This window comes from Pseudomonas yangonensis (assembly GCF_009932725.1).
Lineage (GTDB): Bacteria > Pseudomonadota > Gammaproteobacteria > Pseudomonadales > Pseudomonadaceae > Aquipseudomonas > Aquipseudomonas yangonensis.
On the sequence record NZ_BLJU01000003.1, the window covers coordinates 175,192 to 196,938 of the forward strand.

At 62.3% G+C, this 21,747-nt stretch carries 17 protein-coding genes; 2 read left to right on the forward strand and 15 right to left on the reverse strand.

The genetic code is table 11. From position 1 onward, the window contains the following. Positions 1–130: 130 nt before the first annotated feature. From GYB81_RS06415 to GYB81_RS06455, 9 genes are all read right to left on the reverse strand, one after another. A complete protein-coding gene (locus GYB81_RS06415) occupies positions 131–1,027 on the reverse strand; it encodes a peptidoglycan DD-metalloendopeptidase family protein (protein ID WP_161864105.1) in 897 nt (298 codons plus the stop codon). Between the two features lie 170 nt (positions 1,028–1,197). Continuing rightward, positions 1,198–2,106, reverse strand: a complete 909-nt coding sequence (locus tag GYB81_RS06420) for a response regulator (protein WP_161864106.1) — start codon at positions 2,104–2,106, stop codon at positions 1,198–1,200. 135 nt (positions 2,107–2,241) lie between these two features. Further along, positions 2,242–2,970: a phosphate signaling complex protein PhoU gene (phoU, locus tag GYB81_RS06425; RefSeq protein ID WP_161864107.1), complete on the reverse strand. Its 729-nt coding sequence runs from the start codon at positions 2,968–2,970 to the stop codon at positions 2,242–2,244. 160 nt (positions 2,971–3,130) lie between these two features. Next, positions 3,131–3,964, reverse strand: coding sequence for a phosphate ABC transporter ATP-binding protein PstB (gene pstB, locus GYB81_RS06430; protein WP_161864108.1), 834 nt, complete (start codon positions 3,962–3,964; stop codon positions 3,131–3,133). Between the two features lie 66 nt (positions 3,965–4,030). After that, positions 4,031–5,647: a phosphate ABC transporter permease PstA gene (gene pstA / locus GYB81_RS06435; protein ID WP_178101751.1), complete on the reverse strand. Its 1,617-nt coding sequence runs from the start codon at positions 5,645–5,647 to the stop codon at positions 4,031–4,033. Positions 5,648–5,868: 221 nt separating this feature from the next. Next, positions 5,869–8,154, reverse strand: coding sequence for an ABC transporter permease family protein (locus GYB81_RS06440; protein ID WP_161864110.1), 2,286 nt, complete (start codon positions 8,152–8,154; stop codon positions 5,869–5,871). 176 nt (positions 8,155–8,330) lie between these two features. Beyond that, positions 8,331–9,299, reverse strand: coding sequence for a PstS family phosphate ABC transporter substrate-binding protein (locus GYB81_RS06445; protein WP_161864111.1), 969 nt, complete (start codon positions 9,297–9,299; stop codon positions 8,331–8,333). Between the two features lie 718 nt (positions 9,300–10,017). Further along, positions 10,018–10,452, reverse strand: a complete 435-nt coding sequence (locus GYB81_RS06450) for a ferritin-like domain-containing protein (protein ID WP_161864112.1) — start codon at positions 10,450–10,452, stop codon at positions 10,018–10,020. Positions 10,453–10,519: 67 nt separating this feature from the next. Continuing rightward, entirely contained in the window at positions 10,520–11,350 is an 831-nt protein-coding gene (locus tag GYB81_RS06455; RefSeq protein ID WP_161864113.1) for a BON domain-containing protein, read from the reverse strand. Between the two features lie 210 nt (positions 11,351–11,560). Between GYB81_RS06455 and algB the strand changes: the two genes are divergently transcribed. Both algB and GYB81_RS06465 read left to right on the forward strand, forming a co-directional pair. Then, positions 11,561–12,913 (forward strand): sigma-54-dependent response regulator transcription factor AlgB, encoded by a 1,353-nt coding sequence (gene algB, locus GYB81_RS06460; protein WP_161864114.1) that lies wholly within the window; start codon positions 11,561–11,563, stop codon positions 12,911–12,913. A gap of 13 nt (positions 12,914–12,926) precedes the next feature. Further along, complete coding sequence (locus GYB81_RS06465) at positions 12,927–14,723, forward strand: ATP-binding protein (protein ID WP_161864115.1); 1,797 nt, start codon at positions 12,927–12,929, stop codon at positions 14,721–14,723. 91 nt (positions 14,724–14,814) lie between these two features. Here the strand turns inward: GYB81_RS06465 and GYB81_RS06470 are convergent, their stop codons facing one another. From GYB81_RS06470 to GYB81_RS06495, 6 genes are all read right to left on the reverse strand, one after another. After that, a complete protein-coding gene (locus GYB81_RS06470; RefSeq protein WP_161864116.1) occupies positions 14,815–15,000 on the reverse strand; it encodes a PA3371 family protein in 186 nt (61 codons plus the stop codon). A gap of 18 nt (positions 15,001–15,018) precedes the next feature. Next, positions 15,019–15,318 (reverse strand): hypothetical protein, encoded by a 300-nt coding sequence (locus GYB81_RS06475; protein WP_161864117.1) that lies wholly within the window; start codon positions 15,316–15,318, stop codon positions 15,019–15,021. A 173-nt stretch (positions 15,319–15,491) separates the two neighbouring features. Beyond that, on the reverse strand, positions 15,492–16,679 hold the full coding sequence (locus GYB81_RS06480; protein WP_161864118.1) for a hybrid sensor histidine kinase/response regulator: 1,188 nt from the start codon (positions 16,677–16,679) through the stop codon (positions 15,492–15,494). Further along, on the reverse strand, positions 16,673–17,284 hold the full coding sequence (locus GYB81_RS06485) for a chemotaxis protein CheB (protein ID WP_161864119.1): 612 nt from the start codon (positions 17,282–17,284) through the stop codon (positions 16,673–16,675). The genes GYB81_RS06480 and GYB81_RS06485 overlap by 7 nt, the downstream gene beginning before the upstream one ends. After that, positions 17,281–18,090 (reverse strand): CheR family methyltransferase, encoded by an 810-nt coding sequence (locus tag GYB81_RS06490; protein WP_161864120.1) that lies wholly within the window; start codon positions 18,088–18,090, stop codon positions 17,281–17,283. Before GYB81_RS06490 ends, GYB81_RS06485 begins: the two co-directional genes overlap by 4 nt. Further along, complete coding sequence (locus GYB81_RS06495) at positions 18,090–21,620, reverse strand: response regulator (protein ID WP_161864121.1); 3,531 nt, start codon at positions 21,618–21,620, stop codon at positions 18,090–18,092. Before GYB81_RS06495 ends, GYB81_RS06490 begins: the two co-directional genes overlap by 1 nt. Positions 21,621–21,747 lie beyond the last annotated feature (127 nt).

Genomic DNA, 21,747 nt, shown 5'->3' on the forward strand with positions numbered 1-21,747 from the left:
CACGGCAAATCCCGCTCGCGGATAACTCCGCTCCTACGCAATCGGGGGGCAGGGAAGACGGCATCGAACCGCGGGAGGGCTTCAGCCGCGACTTGGGCAAGCGCAGCTAAAGCCTTCCAACACCTGCCGCTTACTCGCCACCGACGGCGAAATTGGGCAGGCTGTTGACCGGCTGACGGAAGTTGAAGGGGATGGATTCGACGGCCAGACCGACGTTGCGCTGCACCACGAAGTGCAGATGCGGGCCGGTGCTGTTGCCGGTGTTGCCGGAGCGCGCCAGCAGGCTGCCGGTTTCCACGCGCTGGCCTTCGCGCACGCTGACCGAGCCCTTCATCAGGTGCAGGTAGACGCCCATGGTGCCGTCGTCATGCAGGATGCGCACGAAGTTGCCGGCCGGGTTGTTGCCACGGCCGCTCTGCTGGTTCTCGGTCTTCACCACCACGCCACCGCGCGCTGCGACGATGGGCGTACCCTCGGGCATGGCGATATCCACCGCGTAGCGGCCCTTGGGCGTGAAATGGCTGTAGGTGCCGTTGGCGCCCTGAGTCTGGCGGAAGGGACCGCCGCGCCACGGCAGCGGGTAACGATGAACACTCGGCTGCAGCCGTGGATCGCCTAGGGCATAACGCAGCTTCGGCTTGTAGCGCAGCGGTTTGGATGCATCCTGCGCGGTGAGAGTGGCCAGACGGATATTGCTGCGCGGCGGCAGCACCCAGCGAATCGGTTTGTCCGGCGCACCGATGGCGTTCTGCACCTGCTCCAGTTTCAACTCGATTTCCACCGGGGCATAGAGGTCGTTGCGAACCAGCAGGGTTTCACCAGCTTCGTGCTTCCGGGTTTCCAGCTTTACCTGGTTGTCCAGACGCTCGACCATGCGATCGTTGAACACGAACACCTGCGCGCCAGGCGCGGCCTGGTCGCTGTAGGTCACCACGCCGTTCTTGTCGACGTACTTGTAGATGGTCAAGGCAGCGGCCTGGCCGCAGAGGACCAGCAGACTGCAGAAAATGATCAAACGCCCTAGCATAACGATTCGGATCTTATGGCTTTTTGATATCCGGGTTAGCAAGACTAGCAGCGCCGCATGAGTGGCGCGAGACACTGACCGTCAGGCTGTGAACCGGCGCACCGCCATTGGTCGGCTGATGGCCACAGCCGTACGCATGGAAACGTCCGCGACGGTTGCCGGCGCCTGCATCAGGCGCCTGGGGTGAAATGCTTCTGCGCCGTACCGCGGGCGATCAAACGTGACAGATAGTCGAGCTTCTGCGGGTCACGGTCGACGAAACGGAAGGTCAGCTGCAGCCATTCACTGTCGGGCTTGGGCTCGAAGGCCGCTACGGCATGCAGATAGCCGTTGAGGCGTGCGGTTTCCGCCGCCTCGCCCTGCTCCAGGTCGAGCACCGCACTCTCCAGAACCTGAGGCAGCTGCTCGGTACGCTTGACCACCAGCAGCGCCTCCTTGAGGCTCAGCGCCTTGATCACGCAGGCCATGCTGCCGTTCGGCAGGCGCAGCTGGCCCTGCCCACGCCCGGCCGGCGCCTTGCTTGCAGCAGTGGGCGCTGGCGCAGCGCTTGCCGCAGGTGCGGCGGCAGGTGCCGGCGTCTGCGCACCGGGTTTGACCACTTCGGCCTTGCCACCGGTCAGCGCAGCCAGCGAATCGTTGGCAAAGCCGCCGGTGCTGAGCATCTTCGGCGGAGCGCTGGCGGCCAGGGCCTGCAGCTTGCCGGCACGGCTCAGCGCCTTCTTCACCTTGGTCACCAACTGCTCGTTGGAGAAGGGCTTGCCGATGTAGTCGGAAACACCGGCCTGAATCGCCTGCACCACGTTCTCCTTGTCGCCACGGCTGGTGACCATGATGAAGGGCGTGGTTTTCAGGTTGTCCTGCTCGCGGCACCAGGTCAGCAGCTCGAGCCCGGACATCTCCGGCATTTCCCAGTCGCAGAGAATCAGGTCGACCACCTGGCGGCTCAACATCTGCTGGGCCTTGCGGCCATTGATCGCTTCCTCGATCTGTACGCCGGGGAAGTTATCGCGCAGCCCTTTCTTGACCAGATCACGGATAAAGGTCGCGTCATCCACCACCAGCACACTGACTTTGCTCATCGGTTACTCCTGTACGAATGGCAGTAAGCATAGTCATGGCCAGTGGCCTAAGGCCAACGGAAAACGCCGGACGCACAACAAATCGCGCAAACGAAACGGCCCGGGAAGCCCCGGGCCGTCAACATCAAGCCGGCCTCAGCCCTTGGATTTGCCTTCGACCTCTTCGCGCATGCGCGTCAGGCCGATATGGCGCACGTCGGTGCCACGTACCAGGTAGATCACCAGTTCAGCGATGTTGCGTGCATGATCGCCGATACGCTCCAGCGAGCGCAGCGCCCAGATCACGTTGAGCACGCGGGAGATCGAACGCGGATCTTCCATCATGAAGGTGACCAGCTCGCGCAGTGCGGTCTTGTACTCGCGGTCGACGGTCTTGTCGTACTGCGCCACCGACAGGGCCAGGTCGGCGTCGAAACGGGCGAAGGCATCCAGCGCCTCCTGCACCATCCTGCGTACCTGGTCACCGATATGACGGACCTCGACGTAGCCACGCGGCGACTCGCCCTCTTCGCAAAGCTGGATGGCGCGCTTGGCGATCTTGGTCGACTCATCGCCGATGCGCTCGAGGTCGATCACCGACTTGGAGATGCTGATGATCAGGCGCAGGTCGGAAGCCGCCGGCTGGCGACGGGCGAGGATGCGCACGCACTCCTCGTCGATGTTGCGCTCCATCTGATTGATCTGGTCATCGATCTCGCGCACCTGCTGGGCCAGGCCGGAGTCGGCCTCGATCAGCGCGGTGACGGCGTCGTTGACCTGCTTTTCCACCAGACCGCCCATGGCCAGCAGATGGCTGCGCACTTCTTCCAGTTCGGCGTTGAATTGCTGGGAGATGTGCTGGGTAAGGTTGTCTTTGTTGATCATGTTTCGCTCCGCGAAAGCTGCCAGCTTGAATGGCCATGGTGCGCACGGCGCACCCTACTGGTTGTTAAGGGATGGGCTTTGGCAGAGGGTGCTGGGCAAGGAGGCGGAACGCAGACAGTACCGGTTCCGCCGACGCAGTCCAGCGCCCTCTGGCATGGCCTTAGCCGTAACGACCGGTGATGTAGTCTTCAGTCTGCTTCTTGGCCGGGTTGGTGAACAGGGTGTCGGTGTCACCGAACTCGATCAGCTTGCCCATGTACATGAAGGCGGTGTAGTCGGAAACGCGCGCCGCCTGCTGCATGTTGTGAGTAACGATGACGATGGTGTACTTGCTCTTGAGCTCGTAGATCAGCTCTTCGACCTTCAGCGTGGAGATCGGGTCTAGCGCCGAGCAGGGTTCGTCGAGCAGCAGCACTTCCGGCTGCACGGCCACGGTGCGGGCGATCACCAGACGCTGCTGCTGACCGCCGGACAGGCCGAGGGCCGAGTCATGCAGACGGTCCTTGACCTCGTCCCACAGCGCTGCGCTCTTCAGCGCCCACTCCACCGCCTCGTCGAGCACGCGCTTGCTGTTGATGCCCTGGATGCGCAGGCCATACACCACGTTCTCGTAGATGCTCTTGGGGAAGGGGTTGGGCTTCTGGAACACCATGCCGACACGACGACGCAGCTCGGCCACGTCCTCGCCCTTGCGGTAGATGTTGCGCCCGTCGATGTTGATCTCACCTTCCACACGGCAACCGTCGACCAGGTCGTTCATGCGGTTGAAGGTACGCAGCAAGGTCGACTTGCCGCAGCCGGACGGGCCGATGAAGGCGGTCACGCGCTGTTTGGGGATGTCCATCCTGACATCGAACAGCGCCTGCTTCTGACCGTAGAACAGGTTCAGGCCCGGCACTTCGATGGCCGTGGTTTCGTCGGCCAGGCTCAGGCTCTGCTTGTCGCGGCCGAGGGCGGCCAGATCGATACCGTGGGTATGGGTTTCGTGTTGCATAAACTCACTCCGTTCGTAGCTACAAGCTGCAAGCTGCGCACCGGCGGTGCGCCACTCGTAGCTGCGTTAGTGATCCAGCGCCTTGTACTTCTCGCGCAGGTGGTTACGGATATAGACCGCGGTCAGGTTGAGCAGGGCGATCACGATCACCAGCAGCAGCGCCGTGGCATAAACCAGCGGGCGTGCGGCCTCGACGTTGGGGCTCTGGAAGCCGACGTCGTAGATGTGGAAGCCCAGGTGCATGATCTTCTGATCCAGGTGCAGGTAAGGGTAGTTGCCGTTGAGCGGCAGGGTCGGCGCCAGCTTGACCACACCCACCAGCATCAGCGGCGCCACCTCGCCGGCGGCACGCGCCACGGCCAGGATCAGGCCGGTCATCATCGCCGGGCTGGCCATCGGAATGACCACTTTCCACAGTGTTTCGGCCTTGGTCGCGCCGAGTGCCAGCGAACCTTCGCGCACGGCGCGCGGAATACGTGCAAGGCCTTCCTCGGTGGCAACAATTACCACCGGCAGAGTCAGGATCGCCAAAGTCAGCGAAGCCCACATCAGGCCAGGCGTACCGAAGGTCGGTGCCGGTGCGGACTCGGGGAAGAACAGCTGGTCGATCGAGCCACCCAGCACGTAGACGAAGAAGCCCAGGCCGAACACGCCGTAGACGATCGAAGGCACGCCGGCCAGGTTGTTAACCGCGATGCGGATCACACGAGTCAGCGCGCCCTGATGCGCGTATTCACGCAGGTATACCGCGGCGATCACGCCGAACGGGGTGACGATCACCGCCATCAGCATGACCATCAGCACGGTACCGAAGATGGCCGGGAAGATACCGCCTTCGGTGTTGGCCTCACGCGGCTCGTCGCTGACGAATTCCCACAGCTTCATGGCGTAGAAGCCGAGCTTGTCGACAGTACCCATGGCGTTCGGACGGAAGGCGCGGACGATCTTGCCCAGAGCGATCTCGGTCTGCCGGCCATCACTGGCGCTCAGGGTCACGCTGTCGCGGTTGATCTGCTGGGTCAGCGCCACCATGCGTTCTTCGAGCACCTTGTACTCGGCGTTCAGGGCATCACGGCGAGCGTCCATGTCAGCCTGCGCAGCGGCGTCCAGCTTGCCCTGCAGCTGCAGTTTGCGGCCTTCCAAGCGGATGCGCTCGAGACCATGGTTGATCCGCCCGATGTCCTTCTTCTCCAGGCGCACCAGCTGTGCATGCAGGTCGTCGACACGATCCAGGCGCTCCTGCAGGGCCGACCAGGCGGCATCGCCCTCGGCCACGATCTGGCCGCTTTCCTTGACGTTGACCAGGTTGCCGTAGAAGTTGCCCCACTCGCGGCGCTCCAGCACGGTAATTTCCGCAGGCTTGCGCAGGTTGCTCAGCCATTCGCCGACCACCCAGGTGAAGTCCGCACCGAACAGCTCGCGGTTACCCACCTTGAGCAGCTCGCGGGTCATGAATTCTCCGCCCTCTTCGGCCACCGGCAGGCCAGCGGCGGCCAGGCGCGCACGCGGCACTTCCTCGACCTGCACCACCTCTCCCAGCATGACCCGGGCTTCCTGGCCCGGAATCTGATAATCGGCCTCGATGATATCCGCCGGCCAGAAGTGGCCCAGGCCGCGCGTGGCGATCACCGCCAGCAGGCCGAGGGTCATGATGATGGCGATGGCCACCGCGCCACCACTCATCCACACGCCCGGGGCGCCGCTCTTGTACCAGGATTTCAGGTTGTTCTGTTTCACGGCATCACACCTTGAATGAAATCATTCTTTACCTCCCCTCTCCCGCTTGCGGGAGAGGGGCCGGGGGAGAAGGCTCGTGATTTCACACAACCCTCTCCCGCCCTGCGGGCACCCTCTCCCATAAACGGGAGAGGGTCATCAGTTGGGCCTGCTGTGCAGGCCATGCTTTACAGACTCGAATACTTGGTGCGCAGGCGCTGACGGATCAGCTCGGCCAGGGTGTTCATCACGAAGGTGAACAGCAGCAGCACCATCGCGGCGAGGAACAGCACGCGATAATGGGTGCCGCCGACTTCCGACTCGGGCATTTCCACCGCGACGTTGGCAGCCAGGGTGCGCATGCCTTCAAAGATGTTGATGTCCATGATCGGCGTGTTGCCGGTGGCCATCAGCACGATCATGGTCTCGCCCACGGCGCGGCCCATGCCGATCATCAGCGCGGAGAAGATGCCCGGGCTGGCGGTGAGAATCACCACGCGGGTCAGGGTCTGCCAGGGCGTGGCGCCGAGCGCCAGGGAGCCGAACGTCAGGCTCTTGGGCACGCTGAACACGGCATCTTCGGCAATCGAATAGATGTTCGGGATTACCGCGAAACCCATCGCCAGGCCCACCACCAGCGCGTTGCGCTGGTCGAAGGGAATCCCCAGGTCGTTGGACAGCCACAGGCGCATGTTGCCGGCGAACAGCCAGTTTTCCAGGTGACCGCTGATCGCGATGGAGAACCAGCCCACGGCGACCACGACCGGAATCAGCAATGCCGCTTCCCAGCCTTCGGGCACGCGGTGGCGCACCGACTCAGGCAACTTGGTCCAGAGGAAACCGAACAGCAGAATGCCCACCGGCGTCAGCAGCAGCAGGCTGAAGATGCCGGGTAGATGGTTCTCCAAAAACGGCGCGAGGAACAGACCGGCGAAGAAGCCGAGGATCACCGTCGGCAGCGCCTCCATCAGCTCGATCACCGGCTTGACCTTGGTGCGCATGCGCGGCGCCATGAAATAGGCGGTGTAGATCGCCGCAGCCACAGCCAGCGGCGCGGCCAGAAGCATGGCATAGAAGGCGGCCTTCAGGGTGCCGAAGGCCAGCGGCGAGAGGCTCAGCTTGGCTTCGAAATCGGTGTTGGCGGAGGTCGACTGCCAGACGTAGTCAGGCTCCGGGTAGCTTTCGTACCAGACCTTGCCCCACAGCGAGCTCCAGGAAATTTCCGGGTGCGGGTTGTCGACCACGAAACGCTGCAACTTGCCGTCCGACTCGACCAGCACGCGGGTGGCGCGCGGCGACAGGGCGGCGACGGCGTTGCCTTCAGCCACCTGCTCCTTCAGCAGCGTGCGGTGCGCGGTGCTGTGATAGACGCCCAGCAGGCCATTTTCATCGAGCGCCATGAAGCCCTTGCGGCGCTCCTCGGGCAGGATCTGAGTGACCGCACCGCTGCCCAGCTGGAAGCTGCGAATCGACTGGAAGGTGGACTTGCCATCCTTGTCGCGCACCATGAACCACTGCTGAATGCCGCCTTTGGCATCGCCGATCATGATGGAGATACCGCCCAGCAGGCTGGTTGCACTGGTAACGCGATTGCCGGCGTCCTTGAGCAGCTCGTAACGACCGTTGAGCGCGCGCTTGCGCAGGTCGAAGACGTCGGCATTGGAGTCGCCGTTGAGGACGTACAACCAGAGTTGGCGCGGATCGAGAATCAGCTGGTTGATCGGCTCACCGATCTGCGGCAGGTTGATGCGCTCTTCGCTGACGCTCACCTCGCCGGTGAACAGATTTTCCTCGCGGCCGAGGCTGATCAGGTGCAGGTCGCTGCCGGTAGAGCCGGCCAGCATCAGCGTGCCGCTATTGAGGTTGACGGCTACATGCTCGAGCGGACGCCCCTGCGGGTCGACCTCGATCGGCGTCTCGCCGTAGGGGTATTCGATCTGCGGCGCGATGGTGCGCACGTTGTCCGGATAGCTGACCTTGTAGTTGTGCTGGATCACCAGCGCCTGGCCGTTGGACAGACCCAGCACCACACGGCGGCTGCCGGGCTGATCCTGACCGACGGAAGCAACGCTGACCCCTTCCGGCAGCGGCAGCTGCAGGCGTTGCAGCGCCTCACCGTTCTTGAGTTCGAAAAACTGCACCACACCGGCGGTATCCAGGCGCATGGCGACCTGGTTCTGCTCTTCTACCGCAAGCATCAGTGGCGCTTGCGCCTCGGCAAGCCAGGCGGGTTGCTGAGCCTTGCGCGACTCCAGTTCGGCCCCCTGGAACATGGGCAGCACAACGTGGGCGAGATAAAAGAAGATCAGGGTGATGGCGCCGAGTACCGCCAGACCACCGACGGAGACGTACCAGCGCGCCATACGATCCTTCAATGCGCGCAGACGGCGCTTGCGCTGCAGGGCGGGCGTATTGAAGTCGATCCCCAGCGGGTTCTGCGAACGGTTCATGGATTCGTTTGCCAAGTCATTCATGCGAGAAGTCTCTGCGCGGGCTTGATTGCAGCGCATACGGCTGCCCAGGCGTGCCAATTTAGCGGGCTTGTATGACAGAAAAATTACAGTCTGCTGACACGACGAAGCCCGCTGCCCATGAGGGCAGCGGGTTCGCGTAATGGCCCGGCTAGAACCAGGCCATCATGCTGACAGCCTTACAGGCCCAGCTCCTTCATCGCTTTCTCGGCGACCTTGGACGGCAGCGGGATGTAGCCATCCTTCATCACCACGTCCTGACCTTGCTTGGACAGCACCAGCTTGATGAACTCGGCGTCCAGCGGGCTCAGCGGCTGGTTCGGCGCCTTGTTCACGTAGACGTAGAAGAAGCGAGCCAGCGGGAACTTGCCAGCCAGGGCGTTCTCTTCCGAAGCTTCGAACGCTTCACCACCCTTCTTCGACAGCGGAACGGCGCGCACGCTGGAAGTGCGGTAGCCGATACCCGAATAGCCGATGGCGTTCAGGGTGCTGGAAATCGATTGCACCACGGAAGCCGAACCCGGCTGCTCGTTGACGTTGGATTTGAAGTCGCCTTTGCACAGGGCTTCTTCCTTGAAGTAACCGTAAGTGCCGGATACCGAGTTACGGCCGAACAGCTGCAGCGGCTTGCTTGCCCACTCGCCGGTCAGACCGAGGTCACCCCAGGTCTTGATGTCCTTGTCGTAACCGCACAGACGGGTGCTGGAGAAGATGGCATCGACCTGCTCGATCGACAGCGACTTGATCGGGTTGTCCTTGTGCACGAACACGGCCAGGGCGTCGATGGCAACCGGAACGGCGGTCGGCTTGTAGCCGTACTTCTCTTCGAAGGCCTGGATTTCGCTGTCCTTCATCGGACGGCTCATCGGGCCCATGTTGGCGGTGCCTTCGGTCAGAGCGGGTGGCGCGGTAGAGGAACCAGCAGCCTGGATCTGGATGTTGACGTTGGGGTAGTTCTTCTTGAACTCTTCGGCCCACAGGGTCATCAGGTTGGCCAGCGAGTCGGAGCCGACGCTGGACAGGTTACCCGATACACCGGAAGTCTTTTCATAGGTCGGCAGAGCCGGGTCGACGGCGGCTACAGCAGATACGGCGCTTACGCCAGCGGCGGCGAAAGTCAGGGCCGCCATCAAACGCTTCAGTTTCATGCCTTGCTCCTAGCAGATTGTGTTGTGTTGGATGGAACGGGCCCAAGTATCTGTAGGCCACGTGAACACTGTATGAAACGAATGTGACAGTTAAATGAACGCCGGTGACGTTTCGCTTTGGCAGCGAAAGGCGCTTTGGTGAAAGGCGGGTTGATACCGGGCTGGCAAGTTTGTGTGTTCTTTTGCGCTATTTATATCCGGGCAAAGATCATTGGCGTGTCGATCTTTCGTCTTGCTTTCGCCCCTCACGGGCGAGTCACTTGATTCGCTGCGCTCACCCTTCGGGTCAGCCTGCGGCTGTTACTTCGCTGCGCTTCGTAGCTCTTGCTTGCCCAAGAGAAAGTAACCAAAGAGAAGGGCACCCCACCATCCGGCCCCGGCTGCGCCGGGGTTCCCTCGCTCCATCACCGCTCCAGGGGCACGCCGTGAAGGGCCATCCCTGGCCCATCACGGCTCTCGCGACATCCATGTCGCTCAACCCCTTCCACGGCGATTCCACTCGGCCTCCTGAAGGGGACTTGGGCGTCGCTTGTGAGATCGCGCTTCAAGAGCAAAAGCCAAACGCTACCCACTTTGATCTTCCGGATATTTCGCGAGCTCGCGGTCCCGTAAGTAGGCCAAGCCATCGGCAGCACACACTTAATTGCCAGTCAGATCTGCGCAACAAAAAAGCCCCCGCACGCCTTGCGTGCAGGGGCTCGGAACAGCGCAGCAGCTATTACTGCATGTTCTGCTTCAGCGCACGCATGCGCTCATGGCAGGCACGCACCTTGGGCATTTCCACCGCCAGCAGTACCCGAACATCCTGATCGGCACTTTCCAGCGCGTCTTCGAAGGCATGCAGGATGCGGTCTTCCGCCTCCTCCAGCTGCGCCACATAGGTGGCGTCTTCGTCCTTGGCCAAGGTCGCGCGGGTGTCGGCGTAGAACTGACGCAACTTGCCGAGCATGGTGCCGCCGGCGGCCGGTTCGCTCTGATTGGCCGCAACCTTGACGCTCAGCGCGTCGATCACCTGGGTCTTGGCGCGCACCATGTCACGGAACAACGCCTGCAGGCGGATATCCTTGACCTCCTCGTGGGCATGCTCGTAGAAGCGCTTGCCGTCACGGGTAATTTCGATCAGTTCATTGAGTTGTGCGGTCTTGCTGCTCATGGATTCTCTCCTTGGCGATGGGACTTGCGGGTTGTCGGCCGCTCCTGCGGCCGAGATTGCTCGGAATTCAACTGCTGATGCGCAACGCGTCTGCATCGACGCCACGCACACCGCGAATGTTGCGGGCGATTTCGACCGCCAGACGCTTCTCGGCGCTGCTCAGTACGCTGCCGCGCAGACTGACCAGACCATCGTCGGTGTTCACCGAAATGTTCATGGCATCCAGGTTGCGGCTGTAGAGGAAACTGGCCTTGACCTTGCTGGTGATCCAGCCGTCGCTGATGTCCTCGCGCGCTTCGTCGAGGGTGGTTTGCACTTCGCTGCTACTGCTGTCCGCGGTGCTGATGCTGAGGTGATTGAACACTTCGCGCACGCCATCGGTATTGGCTGCCAGCTGGCCCGCCAACTCCTTGGCCGCTGGGGTTTGTGCATGACCACTCAAGGTGATGTTGCCGGTTTCGCTCTTGACCTGAATGTCCAGGCCGCGGGTGTTGCTGTTCCATAGCAGCTTGGATTTCACCGTGGCGGCGAGGCTGGCGTCCTCGAGACGCTGCACCATCCCGGGTGGGTTACCTTCGACGGCATCGCTGCCGACTTCGATGCGATTGTCCACCGAGTCGATGCCCTCTATGCTCAGCGCCACCTGCTCGGCGAGCTCCTTCTGCACGTCGTTCTCGACCTTGCCACCGAGAGTGGCCACACCATCGTCCACGTCAATCTTGAGCTTGAACGGGTTGAGATGACGGTTTAGCGCGAAGGCCGTCCAGATCGAGCCTTCCTGGCGTGCAGCATCCAGCTGCGAAGCCAGCGCGCCCTCGGCGGCCTGACTGGCAAGCGGTGTAAGACCGAGCAGCAACGCAGTGCTGGCGGCAAGCATCAAAGGTTTGAACGGGGGCATAAGTTCACTCCTGTTCGTGAGACTACATAAGGAATATCGCAAGCTTTATGCCAGCCAAGAACACAGATAAAGTCTTTTAAAAACAATCACTTAATCACAATAAAGGCACCCTGCCTGCATGCAGGGTGCAGTATCGGCGCGAGCAGGCCGTGCAACTTGCACGGTTTTTATCTGACTAAGCTGCATTGACCAGCAAGACGGAGCACATACATGGCAGTAGCAGAGCAGACCAGCGGGCGTATTCTGCTGGTGGATGACGAAGCGGCAATCCTGCGTACTTTCCGCTACTGCCTTGAAGATGAAGGCTATGACGTCGCGGGCGCCAGCAGTGCGGCGCAGGCCGAAGCACTGCTGCAGCGACAGGTGTTCGACCTGTGTTTTCTGGACCTGCGCCTGGGCGAGGATAACGGCCTCGATCTGCTGGCGCAGATGCGCATCCAGGCACCATGGATGCGCGTGGTCATCGTCACCGCTCACTCGGCCGTGGACACTGCGGTCGATGCCATCCAGGCCGGCGCTGCCGATTACCTGGTCAAGCCCTGTACCCCGGATCAACTGCGCCTGGCAGCCGCCAAGCAGCTGGAGGTCCGCACCCTGGCCGCGCGCCTGGAAGCCTTGGAGGGCGAGGTGCGCAAGGCCAAGGACGGACTCGACTCGCACAGCCCGGCAATGATGTCGATCCTGGAAACCGCACGCCAGGTCGCTGCTACCGACGCCAACATCCTCATCCTCGGCGAGTCCGGTACCGGCAAGGGCGAGCTGGCCCGCGCCATTCACGGCTGGAGCCGCCGCGCCAAGCGCACCTGCGTGACCATCAACTGCCCGTCGCTGACCGCCGAGCTGATGGAAAGCGAGCTGTTCGGCCACGCCAAAGGCTCCTTCACCGGAGCCAGCGAAAGCACTCAGGGGCGGGTCAGCCAGGCCGATGGCGGCACCCTGTTCCTCGACGAGATCGGCGATTTCCCGTTGACCCTGCAACCCAAGCTGCTGCGCTTCATCCAGGACAAGGAATACGAGCGTGTGGGCGATCCGGTCACGCGTCGCGCCGATGTGCGTATCGTCGCCGCCACCAATCTGGACCTCGACGAAATGGTGCGCGAAGGCAAGTTCCGCGAGGACCTGCTCTATCGCCTCAATGTCATCACCCTCAAGCTGCCGGCATTGCGCGAGCGCCATGAGGACGTGATGTCCCTGGCCGAACGCTTTCTCGCCCGTTTCGTCAGCGACTATGGCCGCCCGGCGTGTGCCTTTAGTCCTGAAGCGGCAGCCGCGCTGCAGGCGTATCACTGGCCGGGCAATATCCGCGAACTGCGTAACGTCATCGAGCGGGCCAGCATCATCTGCCAACAGGAGACCGTGGAGATAGCGCACCTGGGGCTCGGCGGAGGCGGCGAAGCCCCAAGCAGCACCGTGCGGGTCGGCGCGCCGATGAGCCTCGAAGAACTGGAAAAGGCCCATATCGCTGCGGTGCTGGCCAGCAGCAGCACTCTCGACATGGCGGCCAGGACACTGGGTATCGACACCTCGACCCTCTACCGCAAACGCAAACAGTACAACCTCTGACCATGGGGCCACCATGAAGCTGTCGATGAAGCTGCGCACGCGCCTGTTCCTCAGCATCTCGGCGCTGATCACTGTCGCCCTGCTGGGGTTGCTGCTCGGCCTGTTCAGCGTGACGCAGATGGCACGCAGCCAGAGCGAGCTGATTCAGCGGGGCTTCGACGCCGTACGAATTGGCCAGAAGCTGCGTCAGCATCTGGGTGACGAGCTGATCGTCCTGATCGATGTACAGCCTGATGCACAGCGCCTGGAGACGATCCGCCAGTCATTTCGCGCAACATTCGAGGAAGGCTTCAGCGCCAACCTCGGTAAGGACTATGCAAAAGGCCTGGAGCGGGCGGCAGAGCTTTACGACGAAATGGAACAGGTGGCCAGCAACGCGATGCCGCCTGGTCAGACGCCTTACAACCTGGCCAAGCACAAACCCTTTACCGAAGCGTTTCAGCGCCTGCGCAACCATCTGTTGGACCAACAGGACCAGGTCGTCGCCTGGGTGATCGCAGCCGAACACAGGGCTGGTGAGCGGTCGCAGCTGATTGCCGGACTACTGGTGCTGATCGGCCTGGCGGTGCTGGCCATTGGCGTCCTCACTGCGCACGGCATCGCCCGCCGCTTCGGTGCACCCATCGACATGCTGGCACGAGCCGCCGACCAGATCGGCCAGGGCACATACGACGTCGTGCTGCCGGTATCACCGGTGGTGGAGCTGGCCGTGCTGAGCCGCCGTTTTGGCCTGATGACCGAAGCGCTGCGCGAATACCACTCGAGCAACCTCAAACAGCTGCTCAATAGCGAAGGGCGACTTAAGGCGGTGCTCGACAGCATCGACGACGGGATGGTGATACTCGACGCGCAAGGCCGCATCGAGCACGCCAACCCGGTTGCGATGCGCCAGCTGTCCTGGCATGCCGAGATTCTTGACCAACCCATCGGGCCACTTCTACCGGGCCATGCCGTGGACGAGGCGCTGCGCCTGGTACTCGCAGGCGAGCTGCTACGTGAGCCACCGGCCGACCTGCAGATCGAACGCGACGGTGAAACCCGCCTGCTGGCTTGGACGCTGACGCCTGTGCAGGTCAGTGAGGGCGGCAGCGTAGGGGCCGTGATGGTGCTGCGCGATGTCACCAAGCAGCGCACCTTCGAGCGCGTGCGCAGCGAGTTCATCCTGCGCGCATCCCATGAGCTACGTACGCCGATTACCGGCATGCACATGGCATTCAGCCTGCTGCGCGAGCGTCTGAAGCTGCCGCCGGGAGGCCGCGAGCAGGAGCTGATACGTACCGTGGATGAAGAGATGTATCGTCTGGTGCAGCTGATTGACGATCTCCTGAACTTCTCGCGCTACCAGAACGGCGTGCAAACCCTTCAGCGCCGCCCTTGCGACCTGGCCGAGATGATTCAGCAGACGCCGCATCGTTTCGCCGCAAAGGCCGCTGAACGCGAGGTCTCGATGGTCTGCGAGATCCATGAACCGCTGCCGCACCTCAACCTCGATGCCGCTCAGCTGGAACGACTTATCGACAACCTGACCGACAACGCCTTGCGTTACAGCAATCCGGGCGACGAGGTGCGCCTGCAGGCACGCCGGCATGGTGAGCAGGTAATCGTCAGTGTGCAGGACGAAGGCGAAGGTATCCCCTTCGAACAGCAGACACGTATTTTCGAACCTTTCGTTCAGGTCGGCAGACGCAAGGGCGGCGTCGGCCTGGGTCTGGCGCTGGCACGGGAGATCGCGCAGCTGCATGGCGGCCAACTCGGCGTCCACTCACGCCCAGGCGAAGGTTCCAACTTCTACTTCAGCCTGCCGGTCTGACGTCGACGCCTGGCAGCACCAGGCTGTTCGCCCGAACAATAAAAAACGCCGCGGTAATCGCGGCGTTCTCTTGGCCCGGAGCTGAACAGACTCAGCGCAGGACCGGGTCGAACTTGATACGGCGACCGGCCATCAGAGCCACCAGAAAGCCCAGGCCGAAAACGACACTGGCCCCCTTGAGCACGAGGGCGAAGCCTTCTTCCAGGCTCGGGCTCAGCCAAAGCGCGGCCAGGCTCGACAGGGTCATGATCAACAACACAATGGCACTTCTGGACATGGCAGGACTCCTTGTCGGTCAGAACACCCAGCGCGGGGTGGTATTGGCAGGGCGCTCGCGATTGGCGGTATCGGTGTCGCCATCATCGGAAATGCGCAACCAATTGGCCTCGTCACCGACACTGTGGACGCCCCGCTTACGCAGCTCGACGGAGCCAGCGGGCTGCGTAGCGACACGAGACTCCCATACCGGCGTATTGGCGATGGTGAATTCGGCGGTCTTGGCGGTGGCGCCAGCCGAACCCGTGAAATCCTTGGCGTAAGCCCCGTTGACCAGCGATGCAGCGACGCAAAACAGGCTCAGTCGGAAGATATTCATGACGCTTCTCCATCAGCAGGTCAGTCGGGGCTTACATGACTGATTTTGCAGCGCTCATGCCAATCTCAATATTTTAAAAAATCCTTATAAATCAATAAGTTAAGCGGTCAAAAATGCTTCTAACCAATGCACTTTGCAAGATGCATGATTTCCGACACGTGCAATTTGCACGATCAGCTGCGCCGAGGCAGCACGATGCTGAAACAGGAGCCCTCACCAAGGCGGCTGCAGAGCTCGATGCGGCCGCCATGGGCCTGGACAATCTGCTCGCTGATAAACAGGCCGAGGCCCAGCCCCTGGCCGACGCTGGTGTCTGAGGCACGCTCGAATTGCTCGAAGACCCGCCGCTGATCCGCCTCTGAAATGCCCAGGCCCTGGTCACGCACCTCTGCACGAACCAGCTCGCCCTCTACCCTGACTCGCACCGATACCGGTTTGCCTTCCCCGTAGCGCAGGGCGTTGGTCAGCAGGTTGGCCAGCACCTGCTCGATGCGGAATTCGTCCATCATCACCGGCGCCGGCCCTTCCACCTGCAGCTCGATATGGCTGCCGGCGCTGGCGAACTGCGGAGCCAATCCCTCCACTACGCTGCCTGCCAGTACGCCGAGATCGCCCGGTTCCGGGCGCACGGAAAGCTTGCCCGTGCGAATGCGCGAAACATCCAGCATGTCATCGATCAAGCGACTGAGGCTGCGGATCTGTCGCTCGTCACGCGCGATCATCTCCTGCAGCTTGTCGGCAGTGAAGGCATCCATGCGCCCCTGATCCAGGCGTAAACGGCGCAGTTGCACGTCGAGGATAAGACCGTTGAGCGGCGTGCGCAGCTCATGAGAGGCGATGGACATGAACACGTCGCGCATCTGCACCGCTTTCTGCAGCTCGGCCTGGGTCTCGCGCAGCTCGGCGAGCAGTGCTTCCTGTTCACGGCGCGCGGCCTCGACCACTTCCAACTGCATGCTCAGGGCTTTGCGGTGGCGATACAGCTCGACGAACATCGACACCTTGCTGCGCACTTCGAAGGGTGACAGCGGCTTGTGCAGGAAGTCCACCGCGCCACTTTCGTAACCCCGGAAGGCGTAGTCCATGTCGCGCCCCACCGCACTGACGAAGATGATCGGGATGTGCTTGGTCTTCTCCGTGCCGCGCATCAGCTCGGCCAGCTCGAAGCCGTTCATGCCCGGCATCTTCACATCGAGAATGGCCAGGGCGAATTCGTTTTCAAGCAGCAGCGACAACGCCTCGTCGGCGCTGCTGGCCTGGAACACGGTTCGATCCTCGCTCTGGATCAGCGAACGCAGAGCCAGCAGGTTTTCCGGCAGATCGTCGACGATCAGCACCTTGGCTTCAGTCTTCCTCAGCATGGCAGGGTATCCAGTTCAGCCAGCAGCAGGCGCATGGCATTGATAGACAGGAGAAAATCCGGTTTGAGTAACGCCAGCGCGGCATTCGGCATGGTGGGTACCAGCGCGTCGGCCGGTTCCTGTACCAGCGTCAGACCACCGGCTTGCTGAACGGCCAGCAGACCGGCGGCGCCGTCCTCGTTGGCGCCGGTCAGCAGCGCGGCGGCCAGCTGCTCGCCGTAGGCATCGGCAGCGGACTCGAAGAGGATGTCGATCGACGGCCGGGAAAAGTGCCTCGGCTCCTCACGGCTGAGGGAAAAGCTGCGCTCGGTTTCGATGGACAGGTGGTAACCTGCGGGCGCTACGTAAACCACGCCGCCACGCAGGTATTCCTTGTCCTCGGCTTCCTTGGTCGGCAGCTTCAGGCGCCGCGCGAGCAGATCGGCGAGCAGGCTGTCGTTGCGATCCGGCTGATGCAGCAGGCACACCACAGGCAGCCGGTAGTCCGCAGGCAGGTCTTCGAGCAGGCTCAACAGGGCTTCCACCCCGCCGGCCGAGGCGCCGATCAACAGCGCCTGCAGCGGCGCACGAACCTGGCCGCGGAGGTTGATCCGTTGGCTGCTCATCGCTTGCGGAAAATCCGCTCGGGCCGCGACACTGCTTCGAATTGTCGGGCATAGGCGGAGAAATCCAGGCTTTCCTTGCTGCCCAGGCCGAGAAAGCCACGGTGACAGAGCGATTCATGGAACAGGCCGAGGGCACGATCCTGCAGGTCGCGATTGAAATAGATCAGCACGTTGCGGCACGACACCAGGTGGGTTTCGGCGAACACGCTGTCGGTGGCCAGGCTGTGGTCGGCGAAGGTCACATTGGCTCGCAGCGACTTGTCGAACAGCACACGGTCATAGGCCGCCGAGTAGTAGTCGGAAAACGCCCGCTTGCCGCCGGACAACTGGTAGTTCTGGGTGTAGGTGCGCAGATTGTCGAGGGCGAAGACGCCCTGTTCAGCCTTCTCCAGCGAATGCGGGTTGATATCGGTGGCATAGATCATGGCACGCTCCAGCAAACCTTCCTCATGCAGAAGGATGGCCAGGGAATACACCTCCTCCCCAGTGCTGCAGCCGGCTACCCAGATCTTCAGCGAAGGATAGGTGTGCAGCAGCGGCACCACCTGCTCGCGCAACGCGAGGAAATAGCTGGGGTCGCGAAACATCTCGCTGACCGGGATGGTGAGATACTGCAACAGCTGCATGAAGGCCTGCGGTTCATGCAGGATGCGCTCCTGCAGCGCCGAGATGGTCGGACACTCCAGCTGCGCCTGCGCCTGGCGCACGCGCCGTTTGAGCGACGCCTTGGAATAGTCGCGAAAGTCGTAGCTGTAACGCAGGTAGATCGCCTCGATCAGCAGGCGCAGCTCGATCTCGTCAGGCATCACAGGCGCTCCAGCTTGGGCATCCACACGCGAATCAGGGAGAACAGACGATCCAGATCGATGGGCTTGGCCAGGTAGTCGTTGGCACCGGCCTCGCGGCAGCGCTCCTGATCATCCTTCATCGCCTTGGCCGTCACGGCGATGATCGGCAGGTTCTTCCAGCGATCTTCCAGACGAATCTGTCGGGTGGCCTCGTAGCCATCCATCTCGGGCATCATCACGTCCATCAGCACCAGGTCGATATCCGCGTGCTCACGCAGCTTGGCCAGCGCCTCGATGCCGTTGCGCGCGACCACCACCGCAGCCCCCTTCTGTTCCAGCGCGCTGGAGAGGGCGAAGATATTGCGCACATCATCATCCACCAGCAGCAGGCGCCGGCCCTCGAACAGCTTGTCGCGACTGCGCGCGGTCTTGAGCATGCGCTGATGTTCGCTGGACAGCTCGGCCTCGACCTTGTGCAGGAACAGGGTAACTTCATCCAGCAGCCGCTCCGGCGAGCGGGCACCCTTGATGATGATCGAACGCGAGTACTTGAGCAGTTCAGCCTCTTCGTCGCGGGTCAGGTTGCGCCCGGTATACACGATAACCGGCGGGAAGGAGCAGATGTCCTCCTCGGCCATGCGCCGCAGCAGTTCGTTGCCGAGCATGTCGGGCAGCTTGAGGTCGATGATCATGCAATCGAACACCGTGTTGCGCAGTTTTTCCAGCGCTTCGCCAGCCAGGGCAACGGCGGTGATCTCGATGTCTTCGTCGCCGATCAGGCGGGCAACGCTGTCGCGCTGCAGCGGATCATCCTCGACCAGCAATACGCGTTTGACCTGCTGGTTGAGCTTGGCCTCCAGCTTGCCGAACACCTCCTTGAGCTGGTCACGACTGGTGGGCTTGAGGGCATAGCCAACTGCGCCCAGATGCAGGGCGGCCTCGCTCTGATCCTCGACCGAGACGACATGAACAGGAATATGGCGGGTCTGCGCATCGTCTTTCAGACGCTGCAGCACGCTGAGGCCGGAGCCATCAGGCAGACGCATGTCGAGCAGGATGGCATCCGGGCGATACTGCTGCGCCAGCTCCAGGCCTTCGTCGGCACAGGTGGCAACCAGGCAGGCGTAGCCCAGTTCGTGGGCCAGATCGAAGAGGATGCGGGCGAAACGGACTTCATCCTCGACCACCAGCACACGGCGACCGCCGCGCTCGTCGAGCTGTTCGCGATCGTCGGCGAAAGGCGCCGGTGCACGCGGCATCGCCGGAGCCGCCGGAGCGGCTGGAGCGGCTGGAGCGGCTGGAGCGGCTGGAACGACAGGGGCGGCTGGTTCCGCTAGCGGCGCCACGACCCGCGGGGCCACCGGCTTGCCCTGGACGGCACCTTCGACCATCCGCTCGGGCAGCAACAGGGTGAAGGTACTTCCCTCACCGGGCACACTGCTGACGGAGATGGAGCCGCCAAGCAGCCCGGCCAGATCACGTGAAATGGACAACCCCAGACCGGTACCGCCATAGCGGCGATTGGTGGTGCCGTCCGCCTGGCGGAAGGCCTCGAAGATCGCCTGTTGCTGGTCCGCAGCGATACCGATGCCGGTGTCACGCACGGCGAAGGCCAGATGGTGATCATCCTGACGCGAGACACTGAGAGTCACGCCGCCACGGTCGGTGAACTTGAAGGCATTGGACAGCAGGTTGCGCAGAATCTGTTCGGCACGCTGGCGATCGGTGAACAGCACCTGCGGCAACTCGCCCTGCTGTTCGATCTGGAAGCTCAGGCCGCGCTCACCGGCCAACGGCGCGAACACATCCCGAAGACTTTCCAGCATCCCTGCCAATGGCGTGCGCTCGGGACGCACCTCGAGCTTGCCGGCCTCGACCTTGGCGATGTCGAGGATGTCATTGATCAGGTTGAGCAGATCGTTACCGGCCGAATAGATCGATTCGGCGAACTTGACCTGTTCGTCGTCGAGATTGCCTTTGCCGTTCTCCGCCAGCAGCTTGGCCAGGATCAGCGAGCTGTTCAGCGGCGTGCGCAACTCATGGCTCATGTTGGCGAGGAATTCGGATTTGTAGCGGCTGGCGCGTTGCAGTTCTTCGGCGCGCTCCTCCAGCTGCGCCTGGATGCGGCCAAGCGTGGTATTGCGCTGATCCAGCTCGTCGCGCTGATCAGCCAGGGTCTGCGCCTGCTCGGAGAGTTTTTCGTTGGTCTGCTCCAGCTCGGCCTGCTGTGTCTCCAGGTGGGCCTGGGACTCCTTGAGCACCCGCGCCTGCTGCTCCAGTTCCTCATTGGCGGCGCGCAGTTCCTCCTGCTGGGTCTGCAGTTCCTCGTTGAGTTGCTGGGTCTGACCGAGCACCTCTTGCAGGCGCTGGCGATAACGCGCAGCTTCCAGCGCCATGCCGACACTGCCGGCGATGGCTTCGAGGAACTCGCGTTCGCGTGGCTCGAGCGCACGCATGAAGGCCAGCTCGATCACGCCGTTGACGCGATCTTCGGACTGCAGCGGTACCAGGGCGACGCTGACCGGCTGGCCTTCGCCGAGACTCGAAGCGACCTTGATGTAGTCTGCCGGCAGGTCATCCAGGCAAACCAGACGGCGGCCACGGGCAGCTTGCCCAACCAGGCCTTCACCGTTATAGAACTGCTCCCTGAGGTTGGCATCCCTGCTGAAGCCATAGCCGGCAATGCGTCTCAGATCACCGGTCTGACCATCGCGCAGGTACAGGGCAGCAACCACGCAGTTGAGATACTCGGCCAGAAACTCGAGCGAACGATCAGCCAGCTCCTGCACCTGTGGCTGGCCGAGCAAACGCTCGGACAACAGCGTCTGACCACCGCCGAGCCAGGCACGACGCCTCTGCTCCTCGGCGTAGTCCGCCTGCCTGGCCATGGCCTGGGAATAGGTCTGCGAGAGGTTCATCAGCTCACGACGACCGAACAGCGCCAGCACGGCGCTGAACAGGATGCTCACCACCAGGTAGATGCCGGCGCCCCAGAGCGTGGTATTGCTGACAGTGTTATTACGCTGCTGACGCAGCTCACGCTCGCTGTTGATGAAGGTATCGAGTTCGCGACGCATACCATCGGTGAGGTTCTTGCCGCGCCCTCGTGCCACCTCGGCCAGGAAATTGCCGCCATCGCGACGGCTGCCGATGACCTCCTGGGCGAACAGATCCCACTGCTCCTGCAACGCCAGCAGGCGTTCGAGCCGCTGTACCTGCGGCGGGTTGTCCGCCACCATGCCGATGAGCTGTTCGGTCAGCGGACGAAACTTGCCGCGCGCCTGTTCGTAGGGCGCAAGGTAGTCCTCGTCACCACTGAGCAGGAAGCCGCGCATGCCGGTTTCCTGGTCCAGGGTCAGCCTGTATACCTCGCTGGCCCGGTTGAGGACCTGGTCGGTATGCTCCACCCAGCGGATCACGTCGAGCAAATAGCCAATCAGCAGCGCGAAGAACAGGGCGCCGACCACACCAAGGCCGAGCGGCAGCCCAACGTTACGATTGAGAATGCGGCGAAAACCTCTTTCGTCCATTGCGGACTCATTCGACATTGGGGCGTCCATTCGATGATTGTCTCGCTTCTTCTTATCTATCGGGTGAAGGCGTGTGGCACACTGACTGTGAGCAGACTCCGAAGTTTGCCAAACATTTGCGCATTCTGCGCGCTAAAACAGAGAT

What these genes read in the sequence shown, in the direction of transcription:
- phoU (WP_161864107.1), bottom strand. Translation starts at nt 2,970, where the DNA reads ATGATCAACAAAGACAACCTTACCCAGCACATCTCCCAGCAATTCAAC.
- GYB81_RS06420 (WP_161864106.1), bottom strand. Translation starts at nt 2,106, where the DNA reads ATGAGCAAAGTCAGTGTGCTGGTGGTGGATGACGCGACCTTTATCCGT.
- GYB81_RS06470 (WP_161864116.1), bottom strand. Translation starts at nt 15,000, where the DNA reads ATGTCCAGAAGTGCCATTGTGTTGTTGATCATGACCCTGTCGAGCCTG.
- GYB81_RS06490 (WP_161864120.1), bottom strand. Translation starts at nt 18,090, where the DNA reads ATGCCTGACGAGATCGAGCTGCGCCTGCTGATCGAGGCGATCTACCTG.
- pstB (WP_161864108.1), bottom strand. Translation starts at nt 3,964, where the DNA reads ATGCAACACGAAACCCATACCCACGGTATCGATCTGGCCGCCCTCGGC.
- GYB81_RS06465 (WP_161864115.1), top strand. Translation starts at nt 12,927, where the DNA reads ATGAAGCTGTCGATGAAGCTGCGCACGCGCCTGTTCCTCAGCATCTCG.
- GYB81_RS06480 (WP_161864118.1), bottom strand. Translation starts at nt 16,679, where the DNA reads ATGCTGAGGAAGACTGAAGCCAAGGTGCTGATCGTCGACGATCTGCCG.
- GYB81_RS06415 (WP_161864105.1), bottom strand. Translation starts at nt 1,027, where the DNA reads ATGCTAGGGCGTTTGATCATTTTCTGCAGTCTGCTGGTCCTCTGCGGC.
- GYB81_RS06440 (WP_161864110.1), bottom strand. Translation starts at nt 8,154, where the DNA reads ATGAATGACTTGGCAAACGAATCCATGAACCGTTCGCAGAACCCGCTG.
- GYB81_RS06445 (WP_161864111.1), bottom strand. Translation starts at nt 9,299, where the DNA reads ATGAAACTGAAGCGTTTGATGGCGGCCCTGACTTTCGCCGCCGCTGGC.
- algB (WP_161864114.1), top strand. Translation starts at nt 11,561, where the DNA reads ATGGCAGTAGCAGAGCAGACCAGCGGGCGTATTCTGCTGGTGGATGAC.
- GYB81_RS06495 (WP_161864121.1), bottom strand. Translation starts at nt 21,620, where the DNA reads ATGTCGAATGAGTCCGCAATGGACGAAAGAGGTTTTCGCCGCATTCTC.
- GYB81_RS06475 (WP_161864117.1), bottom strand. Translation starts at nt 15,318, where the DNA reads ATGAATATCTTCCGACTGAGCCTGTTTTGCGTCGCTGCATCGCTGGTC.
- GYB81_RS06450 (WP_161864112.1), bottom strand. Translation starts at nt 10,452, where the DNA reads ATGAGCAGCAAGACCGCACAACTCAATGAACTGATCGAAATTACCCGT.
- pstA (WP_178101751.1), bottom strand. Translation starts at nt 5,647, where the DNA reads ATGAGTGGTGGCGCGGTGGCCATCGCCATCATCATGACCCTCGGCCTG.
- GYB81_RS06485 (WP_161864119.1), bottom strand. Translation starts at nt 17,284, where the DNA reads ATGAGCAGCCAACGGATCAACCTCCGCGGCCAGGTTCGTGCGCCGCTG.
- GYB81_RS06455 (WP_161864113.1), bottom strand. Translation starts at nt 11,350, where the DNA reads ATGCCCCCGTTCAAACCTTTGATGCTTGCCGCCAGCACTGCGTTGCTG.